Raw genomic sequence first — 14,828 nt, forward strand, 5'->3', positions numbered from 1 at the left:
CCGAGTTGAGTCAGCCGTCCCAGTCTGTTTATGATGGCGGTCACATCCCGGCATGTGACACCTGTCACGTACAGCCGAAGGCCCTCGGGCCGCCGACGCCGGAATGCCGAGCCGATCCGCTGATGAAAGGCGACAATGGCGACGCACGCGACCGGAGACTATCGAGGTTCCCTCCGGACTCCGCGCGGCGCACCGCGCGCCAACTACGACGTGGCGAGAAGCTGCCGCACCATCGCGATGAGCATCGTCGCACTGCTGGCCGTCATCGTTGCGCTCGCACTGATCTGAGCCGATCCCGGCATCTCGCCCGCGTGGACCGGCGTGAACGCCCGCCCGTGATCTTCAACCGCACTTGATATTTCTTCGGGCCTGTTTGTTGCAATCACCCATGGTGTGGGGAAGGCTGGAACCATCCGCGTGGCGCCGACACAATCGGCGGACCCACGTGTGAACAGGGAATACGAAAGCACCTCAGAGAGGAACATCGTGGCTGAATACACCTTGCCGGATCTGGATTACGACTACGCGGCACTGGAGCCGCACATCTCCGGCAGGATCATGGAGCTCCACCACAGCAAGCACCACGCGACCTATGTCAAGGGCGCCAACGACACCCTGGAGAAGCTGGCCGCGGCCCGCGAGGACGAGAGCATCGCCGGAAAGGTCTACGGACTGTCGGCCACCCTGTCCTTCCACCTGGGCGGCCACACCAACCACTCGATCTTCTGGAAGAACCTGTCGCCCAACGGCGGCGGCGAGCCCGAGGGTGACCTCGCGGCTGCGATCACCGAGCAGTTCGGTGGCTTCGACAAGTTCAAGGCCCACTTCACCGCCGCCGCCACCACCCTGCAGGGTTCGGGCTGGGCGATCCTGGGCTACGACACCATCGGTGGCAAGCTGGTCATCCTGCAGCTGACCGACCAGAGCGGCAACATCCCCGCCGCCATCATCCCGGTCGTCATGCTGGACATGTGGGAGCACGCCTTCTACCTCGACTACCAGAACGTCAAGCCGGACTACGTCAAGGCTTGGTGGAACGTGGTCAACTGGGCCGACGCCGGTGAGCGTTACGGTCGCGCGAAGACCCAGGGCAACGGCCTCATCGTGCCTGCCTGATCCTCCCTTCGCCAGATACCAACGGCGCCGGTCACCTTCGGGTGGCCGGCGCCGTTCCTGTTCCGCGGGAGCGGGAGATCAGAGGATCAGCGTCACGGCGACGGCCACACCGCAGGCGATAGCGATCACGATGAGCGCCAACAGATCTGCGCGGCCCGGGCGGGCCGGATGAGCCGTGAGCCGACCGGTACCGCCGCGGGCGGTGATCGCCTCGGCCATCTCCGCGCTACGGCGCAGCGCCGACGACATGGCGGCCGTGATGAGATCCATGATCCCCATCTCCGCCGACGGATGATCACTGCGCCCCTTTGCCGTCGGCCGCAGCTTGTGCGCGGCGCGCAGCATGCGCAACTCCTCGATCAGCAGCGGAAGACCCCTCAGGCACAACGCGATTGCGACGGCCCACTCGTCGACGGGTAGACGCAGCCGCCGGAGGGGTCGCATCAACCGGGCGATCGCCGGTGCGACGTCGGCCATCGGGGTGGTCCAGATGACAAGGATCGAACTCGCCACGAGGACGAGCGCGAGGGTCACCGCCCGGAGGAACACCAGCCCACCGTGCACGCCGGCGAACGAGACGTTGAAGGCGACGCCGACACCGATCAGTCCCCAGAACCACCACGGCGGACGGGGGATGGCGCCCAACGGGATCCCGGCGATCAGGGCGGTGAGGATGACGATCGCGGCCACCATCCCCAGTGCCGGCCACGACGGCAGCACCCAGGTCATGATGCCGAGGATCAGCACGATCACCAGCTTGGTTCCCGCCCACAACCGGTGGACGAAGGAATCGCCGGGGACCTGCCGCAACGGAACCGTGCGCATGGTCATGGGGCACCTCCGTCCCAGCCGGACGGCTGATCGGCGTTCTGATGTGTGTCGGGCAGCAACCGCCCGTCGACGAGCCGGACCCGCCGGGTACACACCGAGTCCAGCGATTCGAAGTCGTGCGAGATGATCACGATGGTCATGCCCTCGGCACGCAGACGCGCGAGGAGCGCGACGATCTCCTCCCGAGCCAAGGGGTCGAGACCCGCGAGGGGCTCGTCGAGCACCAGCATGTCGGGGTTGCGGGCGATGAGCCCGGCGAGCACGACGCGACGCATCTGCCCACCCGACAGTGAATCGACCTTGGTGGCCGCCATCTGCCGGGGCAAGCCGACGAGTTCGAGGACGCGGGCGACCTCGGCGGTCCCGACCTTCTCGCCACCGGCCGCCATGATCTCGTCGGCGACGGTGACCTTCTGCAATTGCAGGCGGGCGTGCTGGAAGCCCAGCCCGACCGCGCCGACATGCTCGGTGACCGGCTCCCCGGCGTCGTAACCGGCTGCCGGAGTCGACTTCACGGAGGTGTCGAGCAGGTGGCACGTTCCGGTGCGCGGCGACAGGAGGCCCGCCATGATCCAGGCGAGGGTCGTCTTGCCCGACCCGTTGCCGCCGACGATGAGCAACCCCTCCCCGCGGTACACGGTCAAGGTGACGTCGGTGAGCGCGACGACCTCCCAGGGCGAGCCGGGCAGATGCGCATATCCCACATGGTCGAGCACCAGCAGCGGCCCGCCGATGTGCGGGCCCGGCGCCGCGAGGGACGTCGACGGCCCGGTCGGAGGAGCGTGGTCGAGGTCGGCGTGCGGGTCCGGCATCCAGTGCGGCGGATGAGGGACCACGCGACCGGCCTCGAGATGGATGACGCGATCGGCGGCCGCGGCCTCGCTGCCGCGGTGGGTGATCAGCACGACCGCGATCCCGCGTCGGGCCGGTAGCGACGCCAGCAGGTGCAGGAGCTGCCCGCGGCCCTCCGGGTCGACCATCGAGGTGACCTCGTCGGCGATGAGCAGCTGCGGATCGCGGGCGAGTGCCGCCGCGATCGCCAGGCGCTGCTGCTGCCCGCCGGACAGGTCGGTGGTCTCGCGGTCGCCGAGACCGGTCAGCCCGACCTCGGCAAGGAGAGCCTCCACGTCGACGTCGGCATCCGGCGGCAGACCCCAGACCACGTCGTCGGCGACGCGGGAACCGAGCATCTGGATCTCCGGCCGTTGCAGGACGAGCGCGGTCCCGCCGTGGACGCCCAGCCCGGCGAGACCCGGGCGGTGCACGACACCGGTGGTCGGGGCGCGACCGGCCAGGATCTTCGCGAGCGTCGACTTGCCCGAACCGTTGGCGCCGACGACGGCGACGAACTCGCCGGGGTCGATGCGCAGGTCGATGTCGTGGAGGACCGGTCTCGCGTCCGGGCTGTAGGCGAAGCCGACACGTTCGGCGACGATCGGCAGCGGCGCGACGTCGGTTGCCGTCGATGCCGGACCGTCGGAGGTGAGCGTGTCCTCGCTGGGGACGTCGCGAAGTCGCGCGATGACGCCACCGAGAATCCACCAGGCGGCGAGCAGCGAGATCGCGGTGCCGACGGTCCCGGAGATCCAGATCCACGCCCACCAATGACTGGCGATGCTCCGGCTCATCGAGTCGAGGGCGTTGCCCACGACATCGGTGGGTCCCCACCCGCGCAACCACTTGGCGACACCGTGGAGGGAGTTGGTCATCGCCTCGATGGTCAGCTCACGCAAGGGCACCAAAATAAGGAGGATCAGGACCGAGACCCCGCCGAGGAGCGGCGAGGCCACCAGCGTGGCCAGTCCGAGCGTCCCGAGCCCGCGGCGACGTCGCTTGAGGTCGCCGACGATTCCGCCGATCAGCGCCGAGCCGAGCACGGTGGCCATCGCGCCCGTACCCGCCATCGCGAACGCGACCGCTGTCGTCGCCACGGTGGCGGTGAGCAGTGCACGCGGCCGAGTGCGGGCTGCGATGAGGGCGAGAGGAACCGGTGCGAGCAGCCCGGCCGCCTGCGCCAGCGGGATGACCGAGGCGATGACCACCGCGGCGACGGTCAGGCCACCGAAGATCGCGACGGACGCGAACTCCATCGGACGCAGCGGGTGCGAGTTCTTCACCGGTCCAGTGTGCCTGGGCACCGGAGCCGTCGGTCGATCGCATGTAAACGAACCGTCACAAGACGGTGGTTCGGGTTGTCCGTTTCGTCCCCGCGGTGGATTCTTTTCACACGGGTGATCTTCGGCGGTCCTGGGTCTCAATGACCAGGTCTCCCACCCGGATTGGAGGTAGGACACGATGCAGTCGATTCCGATCGGACTCACCCCGTTCCAGCATGAGGGCACGCTGAACGGAATCCTCATCTCGGGCCGCTGGCCGGAATCCACACTCGAGTGGACACAGACCCTCGTCGGGTCGGTGCGGATCGCATGCCGGCCCGGCTTCCTCCCGACGACGACGATCTTCGGCGTCGTCGAGCAGCGTCCGCCGCACGGCGGTGAGGACACCGTCGGGATGATGGTCGCGATCGGGAACGTCGTCGACGACAGCTTCGTCGAGGCCGGCAGGTTCCTGAACAATCCCCCGGCGCTCGTCATTGCTGCACCCGCCGTCGCAGACCCGTCCGTCGTTGCCGGAGTGTTCCGAGGTCGCCTCGGGTTGTGTGCTGCTGCCCGGGCTCCCCGAACTCGGACTCGAGCACCGGGCCGGGTGGGCCGAGGCGGAGGCCGACGGGACCGTGGTGAACCTCCGCAACGAGGTGGGCATCGACCCCAATGCCGACCCGGACACCGCCGTGCTCGCCATGCTCCTCGCAGCTTAGGGCGCCGAGGCCTCGCGAAGGCCCAGAGGCGGTTGCCCGCACGCGGCAATCCGGGTGGCCGAACTTTAGTTTTTGTGCCCCCGACCTGCATGGATACGGGCTACTGACGAGTTGCATTCGCCAGTTAGGGCTCACTAACCTGGCGTCTGTGATTGCTGCCCTGCTCCTCAGTTTCGGCGTGATCTTCGTCGCCGAACTGGGCGACAAGTCACAACTGATGGCGATGACCTACGCCCTGCGGTACCGCTGGTGGGTCGTCCTCCTCGCCATCACCGTCGCCACCACTGCGGTACACGCCGTCTCGGTGTTCTTCGGTCATTTCCTCGGGATGTCGCTGCCGACCGATCTGATGTCGGTCCTGGCCGGCCTCGCCATGCTCGTCTTCGGCCTGTGGACGATCTACGGAGATCGCCTCGACGACGAGGAGCAGAACCGCGCGACGCGAGTCGGCGCCTCGGTGTTCCTCGCCGTGATGTCGGCCTTCTTCCTCGCCGAGCTCGGCGACAAGACCATGCTGGCCACCATCACACTTGCCACCGACCACGACTGGCTCGGCGTGTGGATCGGTTCCACCGTGGGCATGGTCGCCGCCGACGCCTGGCGATCGGCGTGGGTGTCCTGCTCGGGAAGCACCTTCCCGAGCGTGTCATCGCGATCGGTGCGGCCGTTCTGTTCTTCGGTTTCGCGGTGTGGCTCACCGTGACCGGCCTGACCGGGGCGTCGACCCCGATGATCGCCGCGACGGTCACCGCGATCGTCGTCATCATCGGAGTGGGGACGTTCCTCATCCACCGCGACCGTCGTCTCCGCGCCGACTCCGATACCGAAGCAGCCGTTCCCGAGCGTTCGCTCGGTGGACACGAGGGCTGAACGCGGGCGCCACGCAGCAGCTGACTATCGTGAACGTGCACCCCGCGCCGGTGCACGTCGTCCACTTCACCGGGACACGGGTCCGGCGGCAATCGGTACCGCGAAAGGACTACTACACCCATGGACGTTTCAGGCGCTTCCGTTCTGGTCACCGGCGGGGCATCGGGCCTCGGCGCAGCCACCGCCCGTCGCTTCGCCGCCGCAGGCGCGCAGGTCTTCGGCCTCGACCTGCAGGCCTCGATCGACAAGGCGGCACCCACCGACGGCGTCACCCTGATCGCCGCCGACGTCACCGACGAAGCGCAGGTCCAGGGCGCCATCGACACCATCGCCGAGTCGGGCGCACCGCTGCGTGTCGCCGTCAACTGCGCCGGCGTCGGATGGGCCGCACGCATTCTCGGCAAGAACGGCCCGCACGAACTGGACCTGTTCCGCAAGATCATCGACATCAACCTGGTCGGCACCTTCAACGTCATGCGACTGGCCGCCAACCGCATGTCGGAGGAGTCGACCATCGACGGTGACGGCCAGCGCGGCGTCATCATCAACACCGCCTCGGTGGCGGCCTTCGAGGGCCAGATCGGTCAGATCGCCTACGCCGCGTCGAAGGGCGGCGTCCACGCGATGACGATCTCGGCTGCTCGCGACCTCGCCCGGATCGGCGTGCGCGTCTGCACCATCGCCCCGGGCACCATCAGCACCCCGATGCTCGCTGGTGTCACCCCCGAGTTCCAGAAGACCCTCGCCGAGGCGATCCCGTTCCCGCAGCGTCTCGGCGAGCCCGACGAATACGCACAGCTCGCGGAGTTCATCGTCGAGCACAACTACCTCAACGGCGAGACCATCCGCATGGACGGCGCGATCCGGATGGCTCCGCGCTAGAGCCCCGAATCCCGGCCCTCGGCTGAGCGACCGACGTGCGACACCTCGGCGCCGTCGGTCCGCAGCAGCTCCGCGGACAACCTGATCAGCGGTGCGGCATCCGCTTCCAGACCCTCGCCGTCGGCGGGGGCGAGGTCGCGGACCGCGCCGCTGATCGCGTTTCCGGACCCGTTCGCCGCCGCGTCCATCTCCGAGACCGCGGTGCGCAACAACCGGGCCTGCACGTCCACCTGGGCATACTCGAAGACCGGCGGCAGATGGGGACTGATCTGGGTCAGCGCGTCACGTGTCTCCACCACGCGCCGATGGAGCAGTGGCGTCGGGGACAGCTGCCCCGTGTGGGGCAGCACCACCTCCGGTACCGCGCCGGTCACCAGACGCCACAACGGCAGAAGTTCGGTGTCGAGTCGACGACGACGCCGGTTCGCCACGAGGGTCTGCACCTTGGAGTAGACCATCGGATAGCTGATGCCCAGCAGGAACGACACGACACCGATGACCGCCAGGACCCGGTTGGTGGTCACGAGCCACGGGGACCTCGCGACATTCGTCGCACTGACCGCCACGAACACGATCTGCGCGATCGCCCCGAGCGCCAGGAATCCGAGCCCGGCCATGAGCAGCCCCAACGACACGCGCAGGTACCCGTCCGCCGTCGAGTAGAACTTCCGGACACTGTTGACGCAAGCCAGGAAGCCGTAGGCGAGGTAACCGCTCGCGATCAGCATGAACAGTGCGAAGCCCCAGTTCTGGACCGTCCATTCGCTGATCGTCGCGGTGCGGATCTCGGCCGGGATCACCAGCATGGTGATCTGGAGACCGATGAGCGACGCGACGAGCGGGAGCGCCTCCCATCCGGCGCGTCGTTCGCGGGACACCCGGTCGGGGAAGAAGAACACCACGACCAGCGCGGCCACCCCGATCGCGAGGAGTGCGTAGAACGCCACCCTCGACAGTCCTTCGAATCCCCTGGTGTCGAGCTCGGACGCCACTGCCTCGTTGACCACGACGAAGGCGACGGTCAGCGACGCGACCGCGACCATCATCGCCAGCGGCTGGAGTCCCCAGCCGGCCCGGCGGATCTGGTCCAGTCGCCAGCAGAGCGCGATCGCGAAGATCACGCCCGCCAGCGCGTTGACGATGCCGATCCCTGCCTCGACACCCTGAGCGAGGACGAGGACCGTGGCGGCGTCGCCGGCCGGCCCGGTCACAGCCATCCGCGGTGCCCACCCAGCAGACGCTGGAGGCCCCGGAGCTCGTCGTGCGCGGCAGTACTTCCGACGCCGGTATTGGCATCCTCGGCCCAGGTGAGGATCATCGACGCCAGCATCTCGGCCTCCCACTCACGGCCGTCGGAGTAGCAGGTCCGACGCAGCGCCGCGTCGGACGAGTCCTGTGTGAGTGCGGCCAGCCCTTCGACGGATACCTCGGCCAGCATCTGGTGGCCGGCGATGAGATGCCCGAACTCGTGGATGACGATCTGGTCGCGATGCAACGGCGAGGTGTTCGCCTGATAGAAGAAGTAGTCCGCGTCGGCAGCCGCCAACCAGATCCCATTGGGCGCACCACTGGGCAACGGATGGGCGAGCAACCGGATCGGACGACCCCGTCGCTCGCCGTACCGGTCACACAGCTGAGTGACGTCCAGCGGGAGATCGAGATCGAGTCCACGCAACGCGGTGCGGCACAGCACACGCAGAGCACGCTCGGATCGACGCATGCGCACAATCGAACCATGACCCCGCAAGGGCAGGCGATCGGTGTCCACCGACCCGAGGAACGGACGGCCACGAGGCGGTCACCGGTTCGGACTTGTCTGGGCCGACACCCCACGGCCCATTTTCTCTGTCCGACGCCCGTCGACCCGTGCGACGCGGTTGTCGACCGTCAGGCCGAGAACCAGGTCATTCCTCGTTCGGCTCCCCGACCACACGCAGGCGCGAATCAGCCGACGGCTTCTTCTCGTCGCTGAGTCCTGCTGCGATGACGTCCGGTGGATCCTTCGGCAGCCCCTGCTGCTCTCGCAGCACCTTGATCAGTTCGTTCACCACGGTGACCGAATCGCTCGAGAGTCCCGCCAGGCGGAATGCGGCCAGCTGTACGTTGGTGTCCGCCTGCAACCGCATCAGATCGATCTCGTCGCGGGTGCGCTGCGCGGCCCGATCCTCGAGGAAGTAGTGTACGTCGACCCCGAATGCGGCCGCGATTCCCTCGACGGTGCGGAACGACGGGGACTTCGCCTTCCCCGACCGCAACTGGCTCAGATACGACTCACCCAGACGGAACCCTCGCTCCGTCGACCGCGCCGCAATCGCCTTGGCACTGTATGCCCTCCCGTTCGGACCGGGTACGGTCCGAAAAAGCTCCTCGAGTCGCCGGGCGAACAACCCCGGATCGAGTGCATCCGATTCCTTCGTTCTCGAACGATCGGGGTCGGTGCGTCCGGTGTCGCCCATAGGCTTCTCCGCCCCTCCTGAAGTCATGACCATCTTCTCCGAAATGCAAAACTTGAATTTGCAAACATTAAAGCCCGCTGTACTCGGCCGTTGCAATGACCGGTACGGTCAGAACGTACCGGACCGTCGCACACCATGCGTATCACCTGTGGTGATGATGTAACGAACGTTAGTGTGGCGTTCTTCACATTTCGGGGGGTAACGCGTTGTCGGACTGCTTACGACACATGATCTGGGAGCTTCACTGCAACGCCCGTTGGGCCGTGAGGTCACGTCCCGACCCCTTGGATCTCACCGACAACTGTACGCCCGGAGCCGATCGATGACCCATCGCATTCCGGCGCCGCGGGGTGACCGGCGGCGTCGATCCGTGGCAGCTTTCTGTGCCGTCCTGGCGATGATCGCGTTCCTCACTCTCACTCCCGGAATCGCCTCGACGGCCCCGATCAGTTCCGGCGACCCCGGACCGGGTCACAGCGGATCGGGCGGATCAGGCGCATACAGCGCCGACGACTCCGACGGCGACTCCAGCGACGGCGACGGCGACGGGGTCCTGCCACCGACCGGGACCGGCAACCCGGGGAGCTCCTGGCACCACGGGCACGGACACGGACACGGACACCACGGTCATGGCACCCCGTCGGGCACCGGCACCGGAACGCCGTCCGGGAGCTCGACGCCGGAATCCTCCCCGTCGGAGAGCTCGGAGAGCTCGGAGACTCCGGCGACGTCGGAGACCTCGGCAACCGGGTCGTCGACGAAGTCCTCGACGACCGGGGTCGTGGTCCCACTCCCGCCGGTGAACGTAGAGCCGAACGTGCCGTCGGCTCCGCTGCCCCCGACCGTCGCCACCCCACCTGGCGACGGAGAGGGAACCCCTCCCGCACCTGCCGCGGTCCCCACTGTTGCCGCCCCCAGCGGTCCCCCCGCCGCAGCGGCACCGCCCGGAGCACCCGCAGCCGGGGCGCCTGCAGGCGCGGAAGCCGACGCTCCCCGAGCCGGCGAGACCTCGAATATCGAGACACCGGAACCCGATTCGGACGAGTCGGACGAGTCGGCAGCCCTGGTGTCGAGCCCGCAGGGACCGTCGGATGGCCCGGCGCAGGCTCTGCCCGATTCGTCCCCCGATACGGTCCTGACCGGGGTCAAGAAGTTCCTGGTCGGCGTGGCCCCCGGTGGCCTGATGCTGCTGGGCGCGGTCGCCCTGTTCGGCAGCGGATCGTTCCTGGAGTCGCTGCGCACCCTGCGTTTCTGACGGCTCCCCTGAGCCACCCCCACCGTCTCGGCAGGTCAGTAGTCGGTCCGGGCCAGCAGATCGCGTTCGTGGGGAATGTCCTCGACGGCACTCCCGGAGATCCACTCCCGCAACGCCTTTGTGGCCCGCACGTCGTCCTCGTTGTATTCCAGCAACCGCTTGCGCTGACCGAGATCGGGGCGTCCACCGCCCAGCGCGACCGCGGCGCTGTACCACTCCATCGACGCCTCGCCGCTCGCGTCCTCGTCGCGCCACGCGAACCCGGCGACGGGCGCGACCCGTTTCAGTCCCTTGCCGCGGGGGCAGATGAAGTTCTCGCCGACGGCCTCGTAGATGTCGACCCACTCGTCGGAGGCGATGAACGCCTCCACCTCGCGGCGCGTCGGGATACCGGGTTCGCCGGCGAACCGGTCGGCCGAGCCCAGCAGCCACCGGTTCTCCGCCTGTTGTGAGTAGCAGTACGCCGCGAAGGTCTTCCCGCTCTGCCGGGCGGCGAGCCGTTCGGCGGTCAGCCAGGCCCAGAACTCGGCGAACGACCTCGCCTCGTCGCGCGTGGGCAGCGGGTCCCAGGTGACGAACGGCCGGTACACCACGGGCTCGTCGGGTGCGGTGGTGTCGGTGCGCAGTGTGCCCCACAGGTAGGCACCGTGTTCGCCGAAGCTCTCCATGTCGACGTCGACCTCGACGTCGGCGCGGTACACCCGCGGGGTGTCGAGGCGCCGGACGAGCTCGGTTCCGGTGAGCCAGGCGATCGCGCCGATCACCGCATCGTCGAATCGTGCACTGCCCGGCCAGTTCTCGGGCGGATCCCCGCGGTGTGCGGCGAGCTGGTCGATCGTGGTGATGCCCGCCTCGATGAGTGCCGTGCCCTGGTTTCCGGTGGCGACGAGCGACACGTCGCGGACGGCCTCCAGTTCCGGACCGCACTTGACCCACCACGGACACGACCGGCATTCGGCGACGCGTCGTGGTTCGGTCGGCACCTGCTGCGCCGCGATCGCCCGACGGCGGTCCAGGACCTCGTTGTAGTCGTCGAGCATCGCACCGGTGTCGTGCACGACGATGCAGTCGGCGTCGACTCCGATCACGCCGCCGCGCAGACCCCCGCTCTCCGATGACGGAGTGCGACCGATCTCGACCAGCATCGCGGTGAGCTGGGCGAGGCGTAGTGCGTCGCGCCGGTTGGGCCGGGCGGTGCGATACGGATCGGGGCTGGGCGCCCAGCCCCAGAGCGGGCTGGTGACCAGGGTCGGCGGGCGGCTCGGATCCGGGGCGGTCTTCGCGGGCTGGGTGACCCGGTGGTTGACGACGATGACCGGGACGTATCCGTCCCCCACCCTCACCAGGAGTTCGGCGTGGCCCCGCCGCCCGTGCTCGACGTCGGTGGGCAGCGCAGCATTCCAGATCCACGCGGCACCCGCGTCGCAGGCCTTCATGGTGGCGGCAACCCGGTCCACGGCCCGGGACTGCGGGTCGACGGCGACGAACGCGCCCGGCTGATCGCTGTGGATGCCGCGGAGCAGATCACGGACCGCGGCCCGATGGTCGGCCGCGGCCTCCTTGCGTCGCTGGACGCCGGGCGGGTCCGGTTCGGTACCGGGACGCCCCTCGTGACCGAAGTCGAGGGCGACCCGGTGCTCGCAACCCGCCAGATCGCGCGGCGACAACACCACAGAGGCCACGCCATCCCTTTCTCGGCTCGAGCAGTCGGACGCGTGGCCCCGGCGGGCCACGTGTCATGCTTGTACTTGTTACCACGCCCGCAGCGGTCCACTCGGCAGCAGCGAAAGGTCATTCGATGGGTTTGTTGTCCTCCGACGGTAGGTCTCGCGCTCAGCGCCGCGCAGAGGCCAAAGCTCTCAAGACGAGAGCCAAGCTCGAGGCGAAGTTCGACGCCAAGCACCGGCGGAAGGAACAGAAGGCTCGTCGCAAGACCGAACACAAGTACCTCGAGAAGGATCTGAAGGCCGAGCGCAAGACCGCCAAGCAGTTGGCCAAGGCCCAGGAGAAGGTCGTCAAGGCCGAGACCAAGAGGGCCAGTGCCGAGGCGAAGGCAGCCGCCGACGCCAAGGTGTTCAGCCCGGCCAGCGTCAAGCGCTACCTCACGGTCGCTCGCCTCGTGGCGCCCATCGCCGTCCCGATCGCCTACCGCGCGGCGGTCGCGGGTCGCGCACAGCTCTCGGCGCTGCAGGCCAGTCGTGCGGGTGTGTCGCCAGAAGTGTTGCGCCAGTTCAGCGGCCACGGTGCCGCCCTGTCCGCCCGGATCGCGACCACGCGCACCACCCTGGACAAGGTCGTCGCGCAGGACACCAGCGCCGACGCCAAGGACTTCGTCACGGCGATGACCCAGCGTCTGGACAACCTGGACATCGCGGTCGGCGCGGCCGAGACCATGTCGGCCGGGCAGCGCCGGACGGCCCACCAGGCGATCGACGACGAGCTCGTCGCCATCGACGCCGACATCCTCGCGCGCCTCGGCGTTCGCTCCTGAACCTCTAAGATGGGTTCCACGCGTCGCGTCGGGGATCTCCCCTGCGCGCACACCCCGGAGACACACGCAAGGCCGGGACACACGCAAGGGAGCGCCGTATGACCGAGCAGGAGCCGAACGTCACGCCGTCCGACGACGGTGCGAACAACGACGAACCTCCCCAGGAGTCGGCGGCGGCCGATCCCGGACCGGCTCAACCGGATGCGACGCCGGCCCCCGAGCAGGCGACCCCACCGAAACCTGCGCCGAAGAAGGCCCCGGCCAAGAAAGCACCCACCAAGAAGGCCGCGAAGAAAGCACCCACCAAGAAGGCCGCGAAGAAAGCACCCACCAAGAAGGCCGCGAAGAAAGCACCCGCGAAGAAGGCCGCCCAGAAGAAGGCGCCGGAGAAGAAGGCACCCCCAAAGTCGGTACCTCCCGTCACCGAGGTGCCCGTCGCCGAAACCCCGGCCGCCCCGGAGACCCCGATGCCGGCTCCCGCCCCCGCCCCCGCGCCGACACCGGCGCATCCGCCGGTTGACGTCGTCGCCGAATCCGATGCTGCGCGAGCCACTTTCGCCCAGCTGCGATCAGGTGCACCCACCGAGCCGCCGACGACCAACCTCCCCCCCGCTTACGCGGGGCTGGCGGCGGTCGTGGCGATGCTGGTGTTCGTGGTGCTGCGGCGCGTCCTGCGCTGAGGGGCTACCGCGGCGGCGGTGAGACCTCGACGCCGCCCGACTCGTGCTCGGGTCCGGCGTTCGGGTGTTCGGCGGGGAGCCGTCCGCGGAAGCGTGCGGCTTCGCTCGGACCCGGTTCCTCGCCCCGCGAGTGCGGCGGCCGGTGGTACGGTCCCGGCTTCGGGCGCGCCTTGCCGCCGGGGAACGCCAGGCGCGCGATGGTGCGGTGGACCTGGCCCCACTGTTGTCCGAAAGGTCCTGTGTTGTAAGGCAATCCGTAGCGTTCGCAGATGTCCTTCACCTTGGGTGCGACCTCTGCGTACCGGGTGCTCGGCATGTCGGGGTACAGGTGGTGCTCCACCTGGTAGCCGAGGTTGCCGCTGATGATGTGGAACAGCGGGCTGCCCTCGATGTTCGCCGCACCGACGAGCTGGCGGACATACCAGCCGCCGCGGGTCTCGTTCTCGGTTTCTTCCTTGCTGAATGTGTATGTCTGGTCCGGGAAATGGCCGCAGAAGATGATCGCGTGCGCCCAGACGTTCCGGATGATGTTGGCGGTGAAGTTCGCGGTCAGTGTTCGCAGGAAAGTGCTCTCCGCACCGGGCAGGACCTGATCGGCGAACTTCGCCGCGGCCTTCCCGCGCCGGCCGCCGCGGCGTCGGATCACGTTGCCGATCCGTGAGGTCGACGGCTGACGGATCGCCCCGCCGGTCGCGGCCTGGCTCAACAGGAATGCGCCCGCACTGATCGCCGGCCAGCCGACGTAGTCCTTCACGACCTGGCGACGCATCTTGCCCGCGATGCCCTTGAGGTCCTTGGCCAGCTCCGACATCGGCTTCTCACCGCGCCGGATCGCCTCGAGGTCGAGATCGTGCAGCGCGACACCCCACTCGAAGAAGGCGGTGAGCAGGACGTTGTAGAACGGCTGGAGCAGATAGACCGGATGCCACTTCTGGTTCGGGTCGATCCGCATGATCTCGTAGCCGAGATCCTTGTCCTTGCCGCGGATGTTGGTGAACGTGTGGTGGATGTAGTTGTGGGAATGCTTCCACGCCTCGGCCGTGGAGGCGGTGTCCCAGTCCCACACCGACGAATGGATGTAGGGATCGTTCATCCAGTCCCACTGGCCGTGCATCACATTGTGGCCGATCTCCATGTTCTCCAGAATCTTGGCCATACCGAGGCACGCCGTCCCGGCGACCCATGCGCCCCGCGAACGCGAGTTGAGCAGCACGATGCGTCCCAGCGCAGCGAGCTGGCGCTGGGTGGCGATGACGGTCTTGATGTAGCGCCGGTCGCGGTCGCCGAGGTCGCTGTAGACCTCGTCGTGGATGGCGTCGAACTCCTCGGCGAGCTTGTCGATCGTCTCCTGATCGAGGTGCGCCAACGGGTTGGTCACGCGCTGTCCGGAATCGGTGGTTGTCATAATTGTTCCTCCCGGTCAATCCTG

13 protein-coding genes and 2 pseudogenes are annotated in these 14,828 nt (G+C 68.1%); 8 read left to right on the forward strand and 7 right to left on the reverse strand.

The annotated features are described in order from the left end of the window. The first annotated feature begins 135 nt into the window (after nucleotides 1-135). Together BJF87_RS26235 and BJF87_RS03590 are read left to right on the forward strand one after the other, a co-directional pair. Nucleotides 136-288: a hypothetical protein gene (locus BJF87_RS26235; protein ID WP_006358853.1), complete on the forward strand. Its 153-nt coding sequence runs from the start codon at nucleotides 136-138 to the stop codon at nucleotides 286-288. Nucleotides 289-486: 198 nt separating this feature from the next. Beyond that, nucleotides 487-1,116: a superoxide dismutase gene (locus tag BJF87_RS03590; RefSeq protein ID WP_006358854.1), complete on the forward strand. Its 630-nt coding sequence runs from the start codon at nucleotides 487-489 to the stop codon at nucleotides 1,114-1,116. Nucleotides 1,117-1,194: 78 nt separating this feature from the next. On the opposite strand, the gene BJF87_RS03595 is transcribed toward BJF87_RS03590, so the two are convergent. Continuing rightward, nucleotides 1,195-1,947, reverse strand: coding sequence for an energy-coupling factor transporter transmembrane protein EcfT (locus BJF87_RS03595; protein ID WP_035754204.1), 753 nt, complete (start codon nucleotides 1,945-1,947; stop codon nucleotides 1,195-1,197). Then, entirely contained in the window at nucleotides 1,944-4,037 is a 2,094-nt protein-coding gene (locus BJF87_RS03600) for an ABC transporter ATP-binding protein (protein ID WP_035754445.1), read from the reverse strand. Before BJF87_RS03600 ends, BJF87_RS03595 begins: the two co-directional genes overlap by 4 nt. Before the next feature lie 205 nt (nucleotides 4,038-4,242). Here BJF87_RS03600 and BJF87_RS03605 point away from each other — a divergent pair. The 3 genes and pseudogenes from BJF87_RS03605 (at nucleotide 4,243) to BJF87_RS03615 (ending at nucleotide 6,517) form a co-directional block, all read left to right on the forward strand. Further along, a pseudogene (locus tag BJF87_RS03605) lies at nucleotides 4,243-4,765 on the forward strand (peptidase). Between the two features lie 148 nt (nucleotides 4,766-4,913). After that, nucleotides 4,914-5,635 (forward strand): annotated as a pseudogene (locus BJF87_RS03610) (TMEM165/GDT1 family protein). Between the two features lie 120 nt (nucleotides 5,636-5,755). Next, nucleotides 5,756-6,517, forward strand: a complete 762-nt coding sequence (locus tag BJF87_RS03615) for an SDR family NAD(P)-dependent oxidoreductase (RefSeq protein ID WP_075862650.1) — start codon at nucleotides 5,756-5,758, stop codon at nucleotides 6,515-6,517. On the opposite strand, the gene BJF87_RS03620 is transcribed toward BJF87_RS03615, so the two are convergent. The 3 genes from BJF87_RS03620 to BJF87_RS03630 form a co-directional block, all read right to left on the reverse strand. Further along, a complete protein-coding gene (locus BJF87_RS03620) occupies nucleotides 6,514-7,734 on the reverse strand; it encodes an MAB_1171c family putative transporter (protein WP_075862651.1) in 1,221 nt (406 codons plus the stop codon). The two genes, BJF87_RS03615 and BJF87_RS03620, sit on opposite strands and share 4 nt — an antisense overlap. After that, entirely contained in the window at nucleotides 7,725-8,237 is a 513-nt protein-coding gene (locus BJF87_RS03625; RefSeq protein WP_075862652.1) for a hypothetical protein, read from the reverse strand. Before BJF87_RS03625 ends, BJF87_RS03620 begins: the two co-directional genes overlap by 10 nt. Nucleotides 8,238-8,421: 184 nt before the next feature. After that, a complete protein-coding gene (locus BJF87_RS03630; RefSeq protein ID WP_035754443.1) occupies nucleotides 8,422-9,000 on the reverse strand; it encodes a helix-turn-helix transcriptional regulator in 579 nt (192 codons plus the stop codon). A gap of 295 nt (nucleotides 9,001-9,295) precedes the next feature. Here BJF87_RS03630 and BJF87_RS26560 point away from each other — a divergent pair, with 295 nt between their 5' ends. Further along, complete coding sequence (locus tag BJF87_RS26560) at nucleotides 9,296-10,228, forward strand: hypothetical protein (protein WP_230461877.1); 933 nt, start codon at nucleotides 9,296-9,298, stop codon at nucleotides 10,226-10,228. 35 nt (nucleotides 10,229-10,263) lie between these two features. Here BJF87_RS26560 and BJF87_RS03640 read toward each other — a convergent pair whose 3' ends face one another. After that, nucleotides 10,264-11,910: a TM0106 family RecB-like putative nuclease gene (locus BJF87_RS03640; RefSeq protein ID WP_075862653.1), complete on the reverse strand. Its 1,647-nt coding sequence runs from the start codon at nucleotides 11,908-11,910 to the stop codon at nucleotides 10,264-10,266. Between the two features lie 116 nt (nucleotides 11,911-12,026). On the opposite strand from BJF87_RS03640, the gene BJF87_RS03645 reads away from it, so the two are divergent. After that, a complete protein-coding gene (locus BJF87_RS03645) occupies nucleotides 12,027-12,719 on the forward strand; it encodes a DUF6474 family protein (RefSeq protein ID WP_075862654.1) in 693 nt (230 codons plus the stop codon). Nucleotides 12,720-12,817: 98 nt separating this feature from the next. Next, the gene (locus BJF87_RS03650; protein ID WP_075862655.1) at nucleotides 12,818-13,399 is read left to right on the forward strand and encodes a hypothetical protein; all 582 of its coding nucleotides are present in this window, start codon (nucleotides 12,818-12,820) and stop codon (nucleotides 13,397-13,399) included. Between the two features lie 4 nt (nucleotides 13,400-13,403). Here BJF87_RS03650 and BJF87_RS03655 read toward each other — a convergent pair whose 3' ends face one another. Continuing rightward, nucleotides 13,404-14,804: an acyl-CoA desaturase gene (locus BJF87_RS03655; RefSeq protein ID WP_006358867.1), complete on the reverse strand. Its 1,401-nt coding sequence runs from the start codon at nucleotides 14,802-14,804 to the stop codon at nucleotides 13,404-13,406. Nucleotides 14,805-14,828 lie beyond the last annotated feature (24 nt).

This window comes from Gordonia sp. CNJ-863 (genome assembly GCF_001942325.1).
GTDB lineage: Bacteria > Actinomycetota > Actinomycetes > Mycobacteriales > Mycobacteriaceae > Gordonia > Gordonia alkanivorans.